General features: G+C 69.0%; 14 protein-coding genes and 3 pseudogenes. 9 read left to right on the forward strand and 8 right to left on the reverse strand.

Annotated elements, in window-relative coordinates; translation table 11 throughout:
- Window positions 1-23: 23 nt before the first annotated feature.
- On the forward strand, window positions 24-1571 hold the full coding sequence (locus EIZ45_RS12770; protein ID WP_167754334.1) for a sensor histidine kinase: 1548 nt from the start codon (window positions 24-26) through the stop codon (window positions 1569-1571).
- Window positions 1568-2215 (forward strand): response regulator transcription factor, encoded by a 648-nt coding sequence (locus tag EIZ45_RS12775; protein ID WP_037818314.1) that lies wholly within the window; start codon window positions 1568-1570, stop codon window positions 2213-2215. The genes EIZ45_RS12770 and EIZ45_RS12775 overlap by 4 nt, the downstream gene beginning before the upstream one ends.
- On the opposite strand, the gene EIZ45_RS12780 is transcribed toward EIZ45_RS12775, so the two are convergent.
- On the reverse strand, window positions 2187-3326 hold the full coding sequence (locus EIZ45_RS12780; protein WP_134663387.1) for an FAD-dependent monooxygenase: 1140 nt from the start codon (window positions 3324-3326) through the stop codon (window positions 2187-2189). The genes EIZ45_RS12775 and EIZ45_RS12780 overlap by 29 nt on opposite strands.
- Window positions 3327-3434: 108 nt before the next feature.
- Here EIZ45_RS12780 and EIZ45_RS12785 point away from each other — a divergent pair, with 108 nt between their 5' ends.
- The gene (locus EIZ45_RS12785; protein WP_167754338.1) at window positions 3435-3929 is read left to right on the forward strand and encodes a TetR/AcrR family transcriptional regulator; all 495 of its coding nucleotides are present in this window, start codon (window positions 3435-3437) and stop codon (window positions 3927-3929) included.
- Here the strand turns inward: EIZ45_RS12785 and EIZ45_RS12790 are convergent, their stop codons facing one another.
- From EIZ45_RS12790 to EIZ45_RS12805, 4 genes are all read right to left on the reverse strand, one after another.
- Window positions 3930-4688, reverse strand: coding sequence for an ABC transporter permease (locus EIZ45_RS12790; RefSeq protein ID WP_037818317.1), 759 nt, complete (start codon window positions 4686-4688; stop codon window positions 3930-3932).
- Entirely contained in the window at window positions 4685-5599 is a 915-nt protein-coding gene (locus EIZ45_RS12795; protein ID WP_134663385.1) for an ATP-binding cassette domain-containing protein, read from the reverse strand. Before EIZ45_RS12795 ends, EIZ45_RS12790 begins: the two co-directional genes overlap by 4 nt.
- 78 nt (window positions 5600-5677) lie before the next feature.
- Window positions 5678-8098, reverse strand: a complete 2421-nt coding sequence (gene hrpB / locus EIZ45_RS12800; protein ID WP_167754333.1) for an ATP-dependent helicase HrpB — start codon at window positions 8096-8098, stop codon at window positions 5678-5680.
- Window positions 8095-8925, reverse strand: coding sequence for a glutamate ABC transporter substrate-binding protein (locus EIZ45_RS12805; protein WP_134663384.1), 831 nt, complete (start codon window positions 8923-8925; stop codon window positions 8095-8097). The genes hrpB and EIZ45_RS12805 overlap by 4 nt, the downstream gene beginning before the upstream one ends.
- Before the next feature lie 98 nt (window positions 8926-9023).
- Between EIZ45_RS12805 and EIZ45_RS12810 the strand changes: the two genes are divergently transcribed.
- The 6 genes from EIZ45_RS12810 (at window position 9024) to EIZ45_RS12835 (ending at window position 12722) form a co-directional block, all read left to right on the forward strand.
- Window positions 9024-9533, forward strand: a complete 510-nt coding sequence (locus EIZ45_RS12810) for a MauE/DoxX family redox-associated membrane protein (protein ID WP_167754337.1) — start codon at window positions 9024-9026, stop codon at window positions 9531-9533.
- A 5-nt stretch (window positions 9534-9538) separates the two neighbouring features.
- Window positions 9539-10339 carry a thioredoxin domain-containing protein gene (locus EIZ45_RS12815; RefSeq protein WP_037818321.1) on the forward strand — a complete coding sequence of 267 codons (801 nt, stop codon included), beginning with the start codon at window positions 9539-9541 and terminating at the stop codon, window positions 10337-10339.
- A gap of 78 nt (window positions 10340-10417) precedes the next feature.
- On the forward strand, window positions 10418-10732 hold the full coding sequence (locus tag EIZ45_RS12820) for a hypothetical protein (protein WP_134663383.1): 315 nt from the start codon (window positions 10418-10420) through the stop codon (window positions 10730-10732).
- Complete coding sequence (locus EIZ45_RS12825) at window positions 10729-11838, forward strand: C40 family peptidase (protein ID WP_134663382.1); 1110 nt, start codon at window positions 10729-10731, stop codon at window positions 11836-11838. The genes EIZ45_RS12820 and EIZ45_RS12825 overlap by 4 nt, the downstream gene beginning before the upstream one ends.
- Window positions 11839-12219, forward strand: a complete 381-nt coding sequence (locus EIZ45_RS12830) for a hypothetical protein (protein WP_107051186.1) — start codon at window positions 11839-11841, stop codon at window positions 12217-12219.
- On the forward strand, window positions 12216-12722 hold the full coding sequence (locus tag EIZ45_RS12835) for a YbaB/EbfC family nucleoid-associated protein (protein ID WP_134663381.1): 507 nt from the start codon (window positions 12216-12218) through the stop codon (window positions 12720-12722). Before EIZ45_RS12830 ends, EIZ45_RS12835 begins: the two co-directional genes overlap by 4 nt.
- 451 nt (window positions 12723-13173) lie before the next feature.
- Here EIZ45_RS12835 and EIZ45_RS47600 read toward each other — a convergent pair.
- The 3 pseudogenes from EIZ45_RS47600 to EIZ45_RS47610 form a co-directional block, all read right to left on the reverse strand.
- A pseudogene (locus tag EIZ45_RS47600) lies at window positions 13174-15255 on the reverse strand (DNA gyrase subunit A); the annotation flags it as partial.
- A gap of 390 nt (window positions 15256-15645) precedes the next feature.
- A pseudogene (locus EIZ45_RS47605) lies at window positions 15646-16293 on the reverse strand (LAGLIDADG family homing endonuclease); the annotation flags it as partial.
- 27 nt (window positions 16294-16320) lie between these two features.
- Window positions 16321-16950, reverse strand: a pseudogene (locus EIZ45_RS47610) (DNA gyrase subunit A); the annotation flags it as partial.
- Window positions 16951-16976 lie beyond the last annotated feature (26 nt).

The raw sequence follows: 16976 nt of genomic DNA on the forward strand, positions 1-16976 counted from the left end.
GCGGCCCTTGTAGCGTCAGCGGAATGAAGGAGGCGACGCGAGTCCGCTGGCGCGTGACGTTCGACGTGCTGCTCTGGGCCGCGTTGTGCGGGTTCGTCGTGCTCGACGGCCCGCTCGACCCGAACGTCTGGGAACTCGTCTACGGCCTGGTGTCGGTCACCCTGGCGATGGCCACCGCCCGCGTCTACCCGGCGTTCGCGCTGGCGGTGGCGATGGCGACGGCGCTCGTCATCGCGTTCGGCTGGGGCGGCCGGGTGGCGGTGTGGGAGTTCTTCCTGATCGTCGTGATCTCGTACCTGGCCGGGCTGCGACTGGCCAGGGCACGCGTGGCGATGATCTGCTTCTTCGCCATCGCGGTGGCCGGGATCCCGCTGGCTTTCTTGCCGACGGCGGGCTTCGACGCGTGGGGCGCGGTGCTCGGCACGCTCGCGTTCGCCGGGGTCGCGCCGTGTCTGCTCGGCCGGCACGTGCGGCTGCGGCGCGAGCTCGCGCAGGACGGGTGGCGGCGCGCGGAGGAGATGGAGAGCAGGCACCGGCTGGTCGCGCAGGAGGCCCGGCTGCGGGAGCGGGCCCGGATCGCGAGCGACATGCACGATTCGCTTGGCCACGAGCTGAGCCTGATCGCGGTGCGCGCGGCGGCTCTGGAGGTCGACAGCGAGCTCGGCGAAGAGCAACGCGAAGCCGCCGGACAGCTTCGGGCGGGCGCGGCGACGGCGACGGAACGGCTGCGCGAGATCATCGGCGTGCTGCGCGAGGACGCCGCGCCGATCGAGCCGGTGCAGGGCGATCTGGGGGAGCTGATCGACCGCGCGCGGGCGTCCGGGATCGAGATCGGCGCGCGGATCGACAAGCTGGACGGCGCACCGCCGATGGTCGCGCGCGCGGTCTACCGCGTGGTGCAGGAAGGGCTCACGAACGCGGCGAAGTACGCGCCCGGCGCGGCTGTCACGGTGGTCGTGACCAGCAACAATGAGTCGACCGACGTCCGGGTCCGGAACGCGCCGCCGCCCGCCGGACCGTTGCCCGGCCGGTCCGGGCAGCGGGGGTTGATCGGCCTGCAAGAGCGGGTGCGGCTGGTCGGCGGGAGCCTGACCGCGGGCCCGGCGGACGGCGGGTTCGAGGTGGCGGCCCGTCTGCCGCACGATTCGGCACCCGCGCCGGAGCAGGACGACGACGGGATCGGACAGGCCGCGCGCGAGCTGGAACGCGCCCGTCGCGCCGTGCGGTCGAGCCTGGTGCAGGCGATCGTGGTGCCGCTGGCGCTGTTCGGAGTGGTCATCGGCGGGGCGGGCGTGACCTTCCTGGTGCAGTGGTCGTCGTCGGAGCTGCCGCCGGACTCGTACGCGCGGATCCAGATCGGCATGCCGCATTCGGCCGTCGAACCGCTGCTGCCCGCCCGCCAGCGCACGACGCTGCCGTCGATCAATGTGCCGCCGCAGCCTTACCGGAGCACCTGCGAGTACTACGGAGCCGGCCGGAGCTGGCTCAACTTCAACTATGCCGTCTATCGACTGTGCTTTGTGGACGATCGAGTGGCGAGCAAGGATCTTTACAGTGAGGACGAACCGTGATTCGCGTACTGCTGGCCGACGACGAAGCGATGATCCGCGCCGGCGTGGCCGCGATTCTCGCCTCGGACAAGGAAATCGAGGTGGTGGCCGAGGCCGCGGACGGACGCGCGGCGGTCGAACTGGCGCGTGCGAACCGGCCGGACGTCGCGCTGCTCGACATTCGCATGCCCGGGCTTGACGGGCTGGCCGCGGCGGAGGAAATCCGCAAACTGCTGCCGGACACCGGCGTTCTCATGCTGACGACGTTCGGGGAGGACGAGTACATCGAACGCGCGCTCGGCCTCGGTGCGAGCGGATTCCTGCTCAAGGCGGGCGATCCGCGCGAACTGCTCGCCGGGGTGCACGCGGTGGCCGACGGCGCGGCGTTCCTTTCGCCGAAGGTCGCGCACCGGGTGATCACGCGCTTGTCCGGCAGCCGGTTCAGCCGGGCCGCGACCGCGCGCGAGCGGGTGAGCGTCTTGACGAACCGCGAGCGGGAGGTGCTGGTGCTGCTCGCCGAAGGACTGTCCAATGCGGACATCGCGGCGCGGATGTTCGTGGTGGAGGGCACGGTGAAGGCGCACGTGAGCACGATCCTGACCCGGTTGGACGTGCGGAACCGGGTGCAGGCCGCGATCACGGCGTTCGAGGCTGGACTGGTGTGAGCCTCGGCGGTTGCCAGCGGCTGATGCTGGCTCCGACCCGGGTGGTGACCGCTGCGGGCAGCAGCCGGGTGAAAGCCGCTCGCAGCGCGACCGCCGCCGGGTTGCGGAGGAGCGGACCGCTGGCACCGGCCTGGATCGACGCCTTCGCGACCTTCTGCGTGCGCGGGCGGCGTTCCGCGTCATAACGGCGGAGCGCTTCGTCCACTGTGGACTTCTGGACGTGCGAGGCCAGCACTACCGCGTCCTCCAACGCCTGGCAGCCGCCCTGCCCGAGGAACGGCGGCATCGCGTGCGCGGCGTCTCCGAGGAGCGCGATACGGCCCCGGGTGTAGCTGGGCAGCGGCGTCGCGAGGTGATGCGTGTCGTGCAGCAGGATTTCCGGCGTGGCGTCGATGAGCTGCGGAATCGGGTCGTGCCAGCGGGCGTACTTCGCGCTCAGGTACGCGCGGATGTCGTCGTGCCGGATCCCGGCCGGGCGAGCTTCGGAAACCCACCAGTAGACCTCGTCGTCCAGCAACGGCAGGACGCCGATTTCGATTCCCGCCGCCCACGTCGTGCTCAAACTGGGTTTCAGCGGCAGCTTGGCGATCCCGCGGAACGCCGCGCCACCGCTGTACTCCACGCGTGCGGCCGGGAAGAGCGCCTGCCGGATCGGGCTGTTGATCCCGTCGGCCGCCACAACCAGGTCCGCCTCGATCGAGCCGGAACCGTGGTGCACCACGCCGTTCTGCTCGACGCTCGTCACCTCGACCCCGGTCTTGAGGCATTCGCCCGGCAACTCCGACCGCAGCGTTTCGATCAGATTCGCCCGGTGGATCGCGCCCAGCGGCAGCCCGTGACTGCGGACGAAGAGGTCCGCGTCCCAACTCGCCAGCCGACGTCCGCGCCAGTCGACTAACCCACCGCCGCGCTGCGCCGAGATCCGCGGCTCGACACCCAGTTCGGCCAGCGCCCGTTGCGCGTTGGGCCACAACGAGATTCCCGCGCCAATGGCGGTCAGCTCCGGTGCCCGTTCGAGCACCGTGACCTCCCAGCCGACCCGGCGCAATCCGATCGCCGCGGCCAGTCCGCCGATGCCGCCCCCGACCACGACCGCGCGTTGCGAAGCCATGCCGACCTCCTCTACGTCTGTAGAGGACTCTACACCTGTAGTGTGCCGAGGGTGGAACGGACAGCTGTGATCGGCGACGCAGCCATCGAGGTCATCGCGGCCGAGGGCATGCGCGGGCTGACGCATCGCGCCGTCGATCGGGCAGCCGGGCTGCCCGCGGGTTCGACGTCGTACTACGCACGCACCCGCGTCGCGTTGCTGGAGCTGGCCGCGGACCGGATGGTCGCGCTGGACCAGGCCGAAATCGTCCCGCCGGAAGGGAAACTCGCGGAGTTCCTGGGCGCGACGGTCCACCGCTCGATCACCGTCGGACGCACGAGAATGCTCGCGCGCTACGAATTCGCGCTCGAATCGACCCGACGACCGGAGCTGCGAGCTCGATACGACGCCGGCGGGCTGGAATTGCGCCGCCGGTGCGCGGAAGTGCTTGCCGCGGCCGGTTCTCCGACTCCCGAGGACCACACTCGCGTGCTCATCGGGTGGCTCGACGGATCGATCTTCGACGCGCTGGCAGGCACCGGCTCCGTCAACCCGCCGACCGAGGCCGAACTGGTTGCCGGAGCCCGTGCCGTGCTCGCCGGATTGGGGCTGCCGCACGCCTGATCAGGCGTCGCGGCGGTTCAGCAGCGCGGTTCCCGCGGCGATCCCGGCGGCCGCCCAGGCGAGGCAGACCAGCACGCCGACCCAAGGCCCGTACGGCGGCAGGCTGCCCAGCAACGGGTTCGGGTCGCCAGGCGGCACCATCGCGTTCATGCCCGCGAAGGCCGGGAAGTAGTTCATCGCCGGAGGGAACACGTACGACGACATCAGCATCGGCAACGGCAGCAGCAGCACGATCACCACCACCAACGTGCCCGCCGCACTGCGCAGCACGAACGAAATCCCCAGGCACAGCACGCCGAGCAGCGCGAAATACGCACCCATGCCCAGCGCGGTGACCGCCCCTTGCGACAGCGACGTGGAACCCCCAGCCCCACGCATCAGCACCGAGGCGACCCCCATGCCCAGCACGGCGACGACCACGCCGTAGACGAACAGCACCGGCACCAGCACCGCGGCCTTGGCGGCGGTGACCCTCGCCCGCACCGGAACCCATTGCAGCGTCGAGCGAATCGACCCGCTGGTGTACTCGCTGGTCACGAACAGCGTCGCGACCGCGAGCACGCAGAACTCGACCAGATAGATCGCACCGCTGTTGACGATGCCGTGCGCGGTCTGCTGCCGTTCGCCGCCCGCGTGCTGGGAGATCCCGGTGACGACGGAATAGAACGCCATCAGCAGCACTCCGCCGATCAGCGACCACCACGTCGCGCGCACCGACCAGAACTTGGTCCACTCCGCCGAAATCGCCAGCTTCGTCATGCCGTAACCCCGTATTCCACCGATCCGGCGGTCAGTTCCATGTACGCCTGCTCGAGCGAAGCGGTCCGCTCGGCAAGTCCGTGCAACCGGACGCCCAGTTCGTAAGCCAGGTCCCCGATCTCGGCCGCGGACGCCTCGTCGACGAGCAGTTCGCTGTCCTCCCCGGGCAGCACCGACCGGCCGTTCCCCCGAAGCCAGTCCGCGAGTTTCGTGCGCTCCGCCGGATCCGGCACGAGGACCGCGACCGACCGGCTCGAGTTGCCCGCGATGAAGTCGCCGATCGCCGCGTCGGCGAGGATCGAGCCCTTGCCGATGACCAGCAGCCGGTCCGCGGTCAGCTGCATTTCGCTCATCAGATGACTGGAGACGAACACGGTGCGTCCTTCGGCGGCGAGCGAACGCATCAGCTGCCGCACCCAGCGGACGCCGTCCGGGTCGAGTCCGTTGACCGGCTCGTCGAACATCAGCACGCCGGGGTCGCCGAGGAGCGCGCCGGCGATGCCGAGCCGCTGGCTCATGCCGAGCGAGAACGTCCCGGAGCGCTTGCCCGCGACGTCGCTCAGCCCGACCGTCGCGAGCACTTCCTCGACGCGGCTCGCGGCGATCCCGTTGCTGCGCGCCATCGCGAGCAGGTGTTTGCCCGCACTGCGGCCGGGATGCATGGCTTTCGCATCCAGCAGCGCACCGACTTCCCGCAGCGGAAACCGTAGCTCTGCATACGGTTTGCCGCGGATCAGCGCGTCGCCGGAGTCCGGCCGGTCGAGCCCGACGGTCATCCGCATGGTGGTGGACTTGCCCGCGCCGTTCGGGCCGAGGAACCCGGTCACCGTGCCCGGCTCGATGACCGAGGTGAGGCCGTTGACCACGGTCTTCTGGCCATAGCGCTTCGTCAATCCGCGAAACGTGATCATAGGGCGAAGTCTGCGCCCGCGCGGGGTGCGCGGACATCAGCCGACCGTCCCGGACCGACCCCGACTTTCGGCAGGGGGTCAGCGCGACCTGCGGGTGGTGTGCCGGGTCGGGGTGGCGGTCGCGGGGTCCTCCGGCCACGGGTGTTTCGGATAGCGGCCGCGAAGGTCCGCGCGGACGGCGGCGTATCCGGTGCGCCAGAAGGATTCGAGATCGGCGGTGACCGCGGCCGGGCGGCCGGCGGGCGAAAGCAGGTGCAGCACCACCGGGACGCGGCCGTCGGCGAGCGACGGCGTCTCGGTCCAGCCGAACGTCTCCTGCAGCTTCACCGCGAGCACCGGCTGGTCTCCGTGGTAGTCCACGCGGTAGTGCGAACCGGACGGGACTTCGAGCCGGTCCGGAGCGAGTTCGTCGAGCCGCGCGGCTTCGGGCCAGGGGAGCAGGCCGCGCAAGGCAGTTCCGGCGTCGACGTTCGCCAGATCGGCTCGGCGGCGGACTCTCGACAGGTCCAGCCAAGTGTCTACTTCGGAAAGCAGCGCCTCGTCGTCCACCGAAGGCCACGGATCGCCGAGTACCCGGTGCAGGAAGGCAAGGCGGTCGCGGAGGCGGGTGCCGTCCTGGCTCCAGCGCAGCAAACCGAGACCTTCGGTGCGGAGTCCGGTGACGATTGCGTCGTGGACTAGCTGCGGATCTGGGTTGCGTAGCGGCTTTTCCGACAGAACGATCGCACCCAGCCGACGGACGTGCCGGGCGACGACATCGCCGTCCCAATGCACTTCGTCCACTTCGGACACCAGGGTCGGCGCGGCTCGGGTCGCCAGTGCTTCGTCGGCGGTCGCGGCGAGGCGGATGGTGCCGTGCACGCGGCCCGGGTCGCGGGTTGCTTCGGCGACGGCCAGCCATTCGGCGTCGCCCAAACCGCTGCCGCTGGGCAGTTCCGCCGCGGTGCCGCTGGCCATCAGATACACCGGGGCCGACCCCGCGCGCCGCCGCGCCAAGCGTTCCGGGTGAGCGAGGGCGACGACCAACGCGGGGTCCGGGTCTGCTTTGGCCGGGGAATTGACCAGTGTGGCCAACCGTTTCGCGTCCCGCTGCCATCGGCGCGCCGCGTCGTCGTGTGCGGAACGAAGCCGGCGCAATTCGGCCTCGACATCGGTCAGCGTCGCTCCGGTATCGAGCAGCGCGACTACTTCCGCGGCGGCCCGGGCTCCGACGGCCTCAGCGCCGTCCAGCAACGCGCGGGCCAGCCGGGGATGCAGGCCGAGGTCGGCCATCTTCTGTCCGCGCGGCGTGACAGCGCCTTCCGAGGTGGTCGCGCCGAGCGTGACGAGCAGGCTTCGCGCGGCGGCGAGGGCACCTTCGCCGGGCGGATCCCACCAAGCGAGGCCGGTTCCGTCCGGAGTGGACCAGCAGGCGAGTTCCAACGCGAACCGCGCCAGTTCGGCGGTACGGATCTCCGGCTCCGGATACGCGGGCAGCGTCGCTTGCTCGTGCTCTGGCCAGCAGCGGTACGCGCGGCCAGGCGCTTCGCGGCCCGCACGACCAGCGCGTTGTTCCGCCACCGCTGCCGAAACCCGCACCGTGGCGAGCCCGGCGAGACCACGTCGATGGTCCACGCGAGGAACGCGTGCGAGACCCGAGTCCACGACCGCGCGGACGCCGGGAACTGTCAGGCTCGACTCGGCGACGGCGGTCGCGAGAACTACCCGGCGGCGGTCGCGTGGCCGCAATGCTTCGTCTTGCCGGGCAGCGGAAAGCCGTCCGTGCAGCGGCAGCACGTCCGCGTCCAGCGAACTCAGCAACGCCGACGTACGCGCGATTTCCCCGGCTCCCGGGAGGAACGCGAGTACATCGCCGTCTCCTTCGGTGAGGGCCTTCCGGACCGCCGAAGCGACTGCGGCTTCCGGGCGTTCCCCGCGCGCCGGAGCGCGGTAGCTCAGCTCGACCGGATACGTGCGCGCGTGCGCGGTGATCACCGGGGCGTCGCCGAGCAGTTCGGCCAGCCGTCCGGACGCGACCGTCGCCGAGGTCGCGAGCAGCCGCAGGTCGTCGCGCAATCCGGCACGGACGTCGAGGAGCAGGGCGAGCAGCAGGTCAGCGTCGAGATGGCGTTCGTGGCATTCGTCCAGCAGGACCGTCGACACCCCGGCCAGCTCGGGGTCGTGCTGCACCCGCCGCACGAGCAGCCCCGACGTGACCACCTCGATCCGCGTGCGCGACGACACCTTCCGGTCGCCGCGCACGGCGTACCCGACCGTCTCGCCGACCGGTTCGCCCAGCAGCGCGGCCATCCGCCCGGCCGCGGCCCGGGCAGCCAGCCGACGCGGCTCGGCGACCACGACGCGTCCTTCGCCCCGGTTCAGCGCGAGCGGCACGAGAGTGGTCTTGCCGGTGCCGGGCGGGGCGACGAGCACCGCGGCGCCGTGGTCGTCGAGCGCGCTCAGCACGGACGGCAGCACCGCGCGGACGGGCAGGTCCGGCAGCGAGGCTAGGTCGGTCACTGCTCGGTGATCTCCGGTGGATTCGGCAACGGGTAGTTCGACGGCCCGATGTTCGTCTCCAGCGACTTCCGCCAGGCCCCGGTCGACACCATCTTCCGGATGGCGTCGTCGACCGCGTGCTGGCCCTCGGTGTCGCCCTTGCGCAGGCCGATGCCGTACCGCTCAGTGGAGAATGGACGGCCGACCACCTTCAGCAGCTCCGGGTTCTGCGCGGCGTACCCGGCGAGGATCACCGCGTCCGTGGTGACCGCGTCGACCTGGTTCGCCAGCAGCGCGGTCACGCAGTCCGGATAGCGCGGGTACTCGACCAGCTTCACCATCTGCGCGAACTTGTCCTTCACCGTCTGCGCGGGAGTCGAGCCGGTGACCGAGCAGAGCCGCTTGCCGTTGAGGCTTTCCGGGCCGGTGATGTCCGGCGAGGTGAGCCGCACCAGCAGGTCCTGGCCGGTGACGAAGTACGGGCCGGCGAAGCCCACCTGCTGTTTCCGATTGTCGGTGATCGAATAGGTGGCCACGACCAGGTCGACCGCGCCCGAGGTGAGGTCCGTTTCGCGGCGCGCCGGGGTGGTCTCGTGCCAGGTGATGTGGTCCGGTTCGACCCCCAGTTCGCGTGCGACGAAAGTAGCGACATCGACGTCGAAACCGGCGAGCCTGCCGTCGACGGTCCGCTGCGAAAGCCCGGGCGCGTCGAACCGGATTCCGATGGTCAGGTGGTTGCCGTCACGCGCCCGGGTGGGAAGCGGATCGTCCTTCGATACCTCCGACGACCCGCACGAGACGCAGCTGACCAGCAGAAACACGGCGGCGAACGCTGCGCGTAACCGCATCGGTGCCTCCGCTTCGCCGGTTGGCTGCTCACATGGTTCTCAGGTCAGACGGCTAGCCTAAGCGCGTGCGCCGACTGCCCCAACCTGTACTCGACACCATCGGCACCCTCGCCCGGCTCGGGCTGGCTGCCGTGTGGCTCGTGTCCGGCGGCCTGAAGATCGCCGATCCGGGACAGACGTACATCGCCGTGCAGGCCTACGACGTGCTCCCGCACGCGCTGGTGCGCCCGGTCGCGACCGGGTTGCCGCTGCTGGAACTGGTGCTCGGGCTGCTGCTGCTCGCCGGGCTGGCCACGCGCTGGGTCGCGGGAGCGTCGCTGCTGCTGCTGGCCGTGCTCGTCGCGGGCATCGCGCAGTCGTGGGCGCGCGGGCTGAGCATCGACTGCGGCTGCTTCGGCGGCGGCGGGCGCGTGGACGCCGGGCAGACCGAATACCCGCAGGAGATCCTGCGCGACACCGGTTTCGCCCTGCTCGCGGTGTGGCTGCTCGCCCGGCCGCGCACGTGGCTTTCGGTCGACGGCTGGCTCGGCTGGGGCAAAGGCAGGAACGCCGGGAACTCGGGCGAGGCCTCGGACGACTACCCCAAGGGCATCGCGGAAGGGAATTAGGAACAGTGGGTGGAGCTGCGCGCAACGCGCGGAAAAGCCGTCAGCAGGCGGCGGCCGCGAGGTCGGTCGCCCAGGCGCGGGGCTCGAAGAGCGACCGGAACAAGATCATCGCGATCGCCGTGGCCGTCGTGGTGGTCGCCGCGCTCGTGATCGGCGGCGTGCTCTGGATCAACTCGAGCAAGAACGCGACGCAGGACAGCGCGATCCAGCCGGGCACGACCTCGGCGCTCGGACCGGGCGTGGTCGAGAAGCGCGACGGGGCCGTGGTGACGGTCGGCAAGCCGGGCGCGCCGAAGACCATGGACCTCTACGCGGACTTCCTGTGCCCGTACTGCGCGAAGCTGCAGCAGGACTTCGGGCCGCGGATGGAGAAGGCGATCAACGACGGCCAGCTCACCGTGCGCTACCACATGGTGATCCTGCTCAACAAGAACTCGGACCCGCCGGGCTACTCGCTCGACTCGGCGAACGCCGCGCTCGCCGCCGCCGACCAGCAGAAGTTCACCGCCTTCCACGACGCGCTGTTCAAGAACCAGCCGCAGGAAGGCGGGCGCGGGTACGACAAGGCCCAGCTGATCAAGCTCGGCCAGGACCTCGGGATCAGCGACCCGAAGTTCGCGCAGGCGGTCAACTCCGGCGCCTACGACCAGCAGCTGCAGGCGGCGTTCCAACAGATCCAGAACGACCCGAAACTGCAGCAGGACTTCGGCAACGGCCAGATCGGCTTCGGCACGCCGACCGTCGCGGTCGACGGCAAGGCCGTTCCGGCTCAGGGCGACTGGCTGACGAAGATTCTCAACGGCTGACCTGATCCGGTCAATTCGCCTGTCCGGGCACAACTCGTCCGCTAACCTGGGCCGCAGGGTTCAGGGGAGGGGCGGGTTGTGTCCGGTTTTCATGTCGACGACTGCGCGTACGAGAACTACGCGAAGCAGGTCGACCCACTCGGCGACGAGGTGCGTTCCGCGGCGAAGGCGCACATCGGTCCGCACGTGACGCTGTCCGGCGACGGATTCTCCGCGATCGGGGACGAATCCGGGTTCGCCGGCGCGTACGGCGCGCGGATGCGGGCATTGCAGGAACGGATGCACGCGCTCGGGGGCGGCTGGCACAACGTCGGCGAGGCCGCTCGGCGCACGCAGGGCAACTACGCCGCGGTCGAGCAGGAACACGGCGACGCGATGCGCAGGCTTTCGTGAACGCTCCCGTCGATCATCTGGTCCGCAACGGGCTGGACACCACGAATCAGTTCGCCGCGAAGCTGAAGCACGACCCGTCGGCGATCCACGGCGCGCGCGACGGGCATGTCGCGCTGCAGACGTCCGTCGGCCAGGCCAATCAGCACGCCGGCGCGCAGCGGGTGAATCTGGCGCACGCCAGTTCCGGGGCGACCTCGGAGCGCGCGGTCCAGACGTCGAAGGACCTGGAGAAGGAAGTCCAGGACCTTCTCGACGAGAGCGCGGAAATCGAGCGGGCGGTCGCGGAGGCGGCGGAGACGCTGCACGTCGGCGAGATCCGCAACGATCAGGTGCGAGACCAGATCCTGCGGGAGATCGCGTCTTCGATGAAGGCGCTGGCGGCGGTCAACGGGATTCAGCCGCCGGAGAGCCGGGCGGCCGCGGCTCGGCAGATTCTCCTGCAGCTGCAGACGAAGATCGGCCAGCTGACCGGGCAGGCGGCCACGTTCACCGAGGAGACGCTCGGAAAGCTGACCGGACTGGGGCAGCAGCTCGGCGGCTCGGAGTCGACGTCCGCGAGCAGCGCGACGACGTCAGTGCCGCAGGCGTTCAACAACAACGGCGCGCACGTCAGCCACGGAGGCGGCGACAGCGGCGGCGGTGGAGGAGGCGGCGGCGGGTATGCCGGGAAGCCGCGGTTGCCGGTGGCCGTTCCGCCGCAGCCGGGCAGCGGGGTCGGGATCAACCTGCCGGGCGGGAAAACCGTGATGGCACCGAACGAAACCGCGGCCAAAGCCGTGCGGGCGGCGTTGTCTCAGCTGGGCGTGCCGTATGTCTGGGGCGGGACCGCGCGCGGGCAAGGGCTCGACTGCAGCGGGTTGACCATGACGTCCTATCAGGACGCTGGGTTGCAGTTGCCGCGGACGGCGAAGCAGCAGACTGTCGGGGCCGAGGTGCCTTCTATTGACCAGTTGCTGCCCGGGGATTTGGTGGTGTGGTCCGGGCACGTCGCGATGGTGATCGGCGACGGGCAGATGGTCGAGGCCGGGGATCCGGTGCAGATCAGCAAGATCCGGACGACTAATGCCGGGCAGCAGTTCATCGGGTTTTACCGGCCGACGGGGTGAGTGGTGGCTGAATTCGACATGGATCGCGCGGTGGCGCGGGTGATGGAGGAGGCTTCCCGGACCGGGGAGGCGGCTGCGGCTCGGTTCGAGCGGGCTGGGCCGGTGGTCGGGAAGGCTGCTGCGGGCGGGGTTTCCGTCGAGGTCGCGCCTGGCGGGTTGCTGACTGGGCTGACGGTTTCCCGGGCTGCGTTGCGGGGCGGGTCGGAGGCTGTTGCCGCGCAGATCCTGGAGTTGTCGCGGCGGGCCGAGCGGCGGGCCGGGGATCGGATGTATCAGGTGCTGTCGCCGGTTTTGGGGGCGGATGCTGTGGCGGCGTTGGGGTACGCGGCGTTGGCTGAGGATGATCCCGATTTTTATGACGAAGAGCCGGTGGTGTTGTGAACACTCGGGAGCTTATCGACCTGGCTCGGTCTCGTGAGGAGGCGTTGGGGCAGGTCGCTTCGTTGATGGGGGAGGCTCGGGGGTCGGCTCATGCGTTGGATGGGTCGGTTGAGGTGACTGTGGATGCGTTGGGGGCGTTGAAGCGGTTGTGGCTTGCGCCTTCCTTGGCGTCGGCGGATCCTTCTCGGGTTTCGGCGTTGGTGCTTGAGGTTGTGCGGGTTGCGATGGCTGAGGCTGAGCAGGATTGCTACAACCGGGTGGGGTTGTTGTTGGGGGAGGAGGCTGGGTTGCTTGTCGAGGCGTTGTCCGGGAGGGCGGCTCCGGCTCGGTCTTCGGATGATGATCCTGGGATGACAGTGGAGGAGTTTCAGCGGTTGAGGGCGGAGAGGGTTGGGGAGAGGCGGTTTCCTGCTCCTGCCGCTGCTTCTGCTTCCGCTGCTGCTGAGTCTGTTGAGGATGGGTGGGAGGACTTTGATCCGGCTTCGTTGCGGTCGGATCGGTGAGTGGTTGCGGCTTCGGTATTTGGTGAGTTGCGAAGCTGTGGGCTTCTGCTTTTGACGGGTAGGTCCGTTTAGTGGCGGGGGCTGACGCCCCCTTCGGGGGTGGTGGTTGCGTGGGGCACCCCGAAGTTTGATTGTCACTACGGCGCGGGGGTGCTTGTCAAGGCGGGAAAGATGCCTTGACAAGCACCCCCGCGCCGTGTTTTTGGCTTCGTATCGGGGTTGGGGGTGGGGTGGGTGCCTCGCTCGTTGGGTGCATCGCTGCCTGTTTAGGGCTTTGCGTTGTTGTGGTGAATGCTGGCGCGGCGGATTCGTTGCTTGTCGAACTGCTGGGAGAAATTAATGCCCCTGCCCCTGCCCCTGCCCCTGCCTCGCCGAGTTGGGGGTGGGCTGGGTGAGTGAGGGGCACCCTGAGGAACTCTGATTCCCTCAGGGTGCCCCTCACGTACTGGTGTTAGCCGCGTTCGATGAGGTGGCCTACTACTTCTGGGCCTGGGTGGGCGTGGCCCGAGCCGTCTCGGCGGAGGTCGATTTCTGGGAGTTCTACTGGGTCTCCGGTGCGGCTCGCGCCTGCTGGGCGGGGGCCTACCCAGGCGACCTGGACTTCGGTTTCTCCCTTGAGGAAACGGTGGGTTCGCACGCCGCCGGTGGCTCGGCCCTTCGCTGGGTATTCGCTGAAGGGTGTCACCTTGACGCTCTGGCCCGTTGCCGTCACGACCATGGGTTCGCCGTGTTCTTCGTCGTCGGTGCGGATGGCGCCGAAGAAGATCGCGGTGGCGTTGGCGGACAGTTTCACGCCTGCCATGCCGCCGCTCTTGGTGCCTTGCGGGCGGATCAGGCTCGCGGCGAAGCGCAGCAGGGAGGAATCCGACGAGATGAACGCCAGGGTTTCGTTTCCGTCGGTCAGCCAGGTCGCGCCTACGATTTCGTCACCATCCTTGAGGCTGATGACTTCGAATTCGTCCGAGCGCACGGGCCAATCCGGGGCGCACACCTTCACTACGCCGCCGCGCGTGCCGATGGCCAGGCCTGGCGAATCGCCTGCTTGTTCGCCCAGCGGGGCGATTCCTACGACGCGTTCGCCCTTTTCCAGCGGTACCAGCTCTTTCGCTGCCATGCCGCCGCGCAACGAGACTGTGCCTGCTTGTTCTGGGAGCACTGGCAGGGGCAGCACGTCCGTCTTGAACGCGCGGCCTCGGCTGGTCACCAGCAGCACCTGGCCGCGTGCGGTGGTGTGCACGACGGCTGACACGGCATCGTGTTTTACGCGGCCGTTTCGGCGGCGGACTTCCGACGCCTCTTCGGATTCCGCTGCGGTGCGGGCGACCAGGCCGGTCGCCGACAGGATCACCTGGCACGGGTCGTCCGCCACCTCGAGCGGGCCGGACGGCTTCGACGCGGCCAGGACTTCCTTCAGGTCGCCGTCGATCAGGCGGGTGCGGCGGTCGGTGGGGAAGTCCTTGGCGATCTTCGCCAGTTCCGTCGACACGAGCTTCTTCAGGACCGACTCGTCCTCGAGGATCGTGGTCAGCTCGGCGATTTCCGCGCGCAGCTTGTCCTGCTCGTTTTCCAGTTCCAGGCGGTCGTACTTCGTGAGGCGGCGCAGCGGGGTGTCCAGGATGTAGGTCGCCTGGATCTCGGACAGCTTGAACTTCGTCATCAAGCCGTCCTTCGCGGCGGCCGCGTTTTCGCTTTCGCGGATCAGCCGGATGACCTTGTCGATGTTCAGCAGCGCGATCAGCAGACCGTCCACCAGGTGCAGGCGCTCTTCGCGCTTGCGGCGGCGGTAACGCGTGCGCCGCGTGACGACCTCGTAGCGGTGCTTCAGGAAGACTTCCAGCAGCGCCTTCAGCCCGAGCGTCTGCGGCTGCCCGTCGACGAGCACCAGGTTGTTGATGCCGAACGACTGCTCCAGCGGCGTGAGGCGGTAGAGATCCGCCAGCAGCGCCTGCGGGTTGACGCCCACCTTGCACTCGATGACGAGCCGCGTGCCGTTCTCGCGGTCGGTGAGGTCCTTGACGTCCGCGATTCCGGTGAGCCGCTTGGACTTGTTGACCTCGTCGGTGATCTTCTCGATCACCTTCTCCGGACCGACGCCGTACGGCAGTTCGGTGACCGTGATCGCCTGCCGGCCGCGGCTGCCTTCCAGCGGGCCGGTCTCGACGTTCGCGCGCATCCGGACCACGCCGCGGCCGGTTTCGTAGGCCTTGCGGACCTCGTCCAGGCCCAGCAGACTGCCGCCGGTGGGCAGGTCGGGGCCGGGGACGTACTCCATCAGCTTGTCGAGCGTGGCGTTCGGATGGTTGATCAGCCACCGCGCGGCGCCGATCACCTCGCCGAGGTTGTGCGGGATCATGTTGGTCGCCATGCCGACCGCGATCCCGGACGTGCCGTTGACCAGCAGGTTCGGATACGCCGCAGGCAACATCGACGGTTCCTCGAGCGAACCGTCGTAGTTCGGCCGGAAGTCGACGGTGTCCTCGCCGAGTTCGCCGACGAGCAGCATCGCTTCGTTCGACATCCGGGCTTCGGTGTTGTGGTTGACGAAACCACCGGCCAGGAACGAGTGGTCCTCGGTGGTCACCCGCACCGAATAGACCTCGGCGGGTTCGGCCGCGGTCGCGTCTACGACCTCTTCGAACCGGTAGCCAGAGTCCATGATCGGCAGGATCGTCGCGAGGACCTCGGTGTCCTTGATGCGATCGATGATCCGGAGCCGCTCGGTTTCCCACCGTTCGATGCGGTCGAAGTTGTGCTGGGTGAGCCATTTCCGGCCGCTGCCACGACGGTCGAAGTCGAGCGCGCCGCGCACGTAATCGGCGACGAAGGGCACCTTGTCCGAACTGAGCCGGTGCGTGCGCAATACGGACCGCTGCAGGAGCTGCCGCAGCCTCGCCTGCTTCGACTTGAGGAAGCCGACACGCTCAGCGAACGCGCGGACGTTGCGCAGGCCGGACACCACAAGGCGGTGCTCGATCGAACCGTTGGGCCGGGTGTACTGCCGGTGCGTGGCGATGACACCGAATTCGGCGAGCATTTCCTGAAGCTGAGCGGCGAGCCGCGGGCTGTAGCTCGAGTACTGGACAGTGAAGCCGTCGGCGGCGACCCGGCAACCGCCGTCTCCCTCGAACGCGGCCATCAGGAACGCGCGTTTCACGCCGGGGCCAGCGTTCCAGACGAATTCGGGGACGACCTTGTCCCGGGCCTGATGACCGATGAACTCGGCCAGCGGGCTGGCCCGGAAGGCGTCCATCGCTCCGGAGTAGTCCTGGATGTCAAGTTCGCGGATCCGCTTGCGGTCTCGTCGCGTCGTGCGTTCCGACACGTAGCGCTTGCCTCCGACCACCTGGTCGTAAGCGTGCAGGACCTCGCCGAAGAAATGTTCGTCGGTGTTGTTGAAGCCGGCGCGGTTCTCGCTCGCGAAACCTTCGGACACCCAAGCCCCGGCGAGGATGCCGAGGTTGTACTCGCGCGAGGTCGGGACCACCTGCGTCCACGCGTTGCGGGCGAGACAAACGACGGTTCCCGGTTTGACCTCGTCGAGCTGCCGCCACTGGAACATCGGCACGCCCATCGGCGCTTCCAAGCACAGCACCGGGTGGTTTTCGCTGCCCCGGAGGGAAAAGCCGGACTTGGTGCGGATCTGGACGGTCGGGTGCACGCCCGAGTTGAAGACCTTGTCGACCTGGACTGCCTTGCCGTCCTTGTCGAGCACCTCGAAGTCGGCGTCGGCTTCGGAATCGGCGGGCAGGTTCACCACGTCGGCGATGCGCGGGCTGGAGCCGTCCGCCAGGCGGATCCGGGTGTCGCCGGTCAGGCAGTACCGGCTCGCGGCCGGTCCGTCGTCTGGGGACCCGAAGTTTCCGTGCCCGTCGATCAGCGGGGCGTTCATCGAGAAGTCCTGCGCCAGCCGGACCATCGCGTCGTAAATCGCCGTGTCGCCGTGTGGATGGTACTTGCCCATGACGTCGCCGACCACGCGTGACGACTTCACGTACGCGTGTGTCGGGCGGTAGCCGTTCTCGTTCATCGAGAACAGGATTCGGCGGTGCACCGGCTTCAGGCCGTCCCGTGCGTCCGGGAGGGCGCGCGAGTGGATCACCGAGTACGCGTACTCCAGGTACGAGTCTTCGATCTCCGTCTTCAGCGGGTTGTCGAAGACCTGTGCGCCCGGCGAGTCGAACGCGCTCGGGTCGACCCGGGTCACCGGGGTCTTGCTACGGCGAGCCATGGCTCACAACTCCTTGGGAACGAACG

This window comes from Amycolatopsis sp. CFH S0740, from assembly GCF_004522315.1.
In the GTDB taxonomy this organism is placed as follows: Bacteria; Actinomycetota; Actinomycetes; order Mycobacteriales; family Pseudonocardiaceae; genus Amycolatopsis; species Amycolatopsis nivea.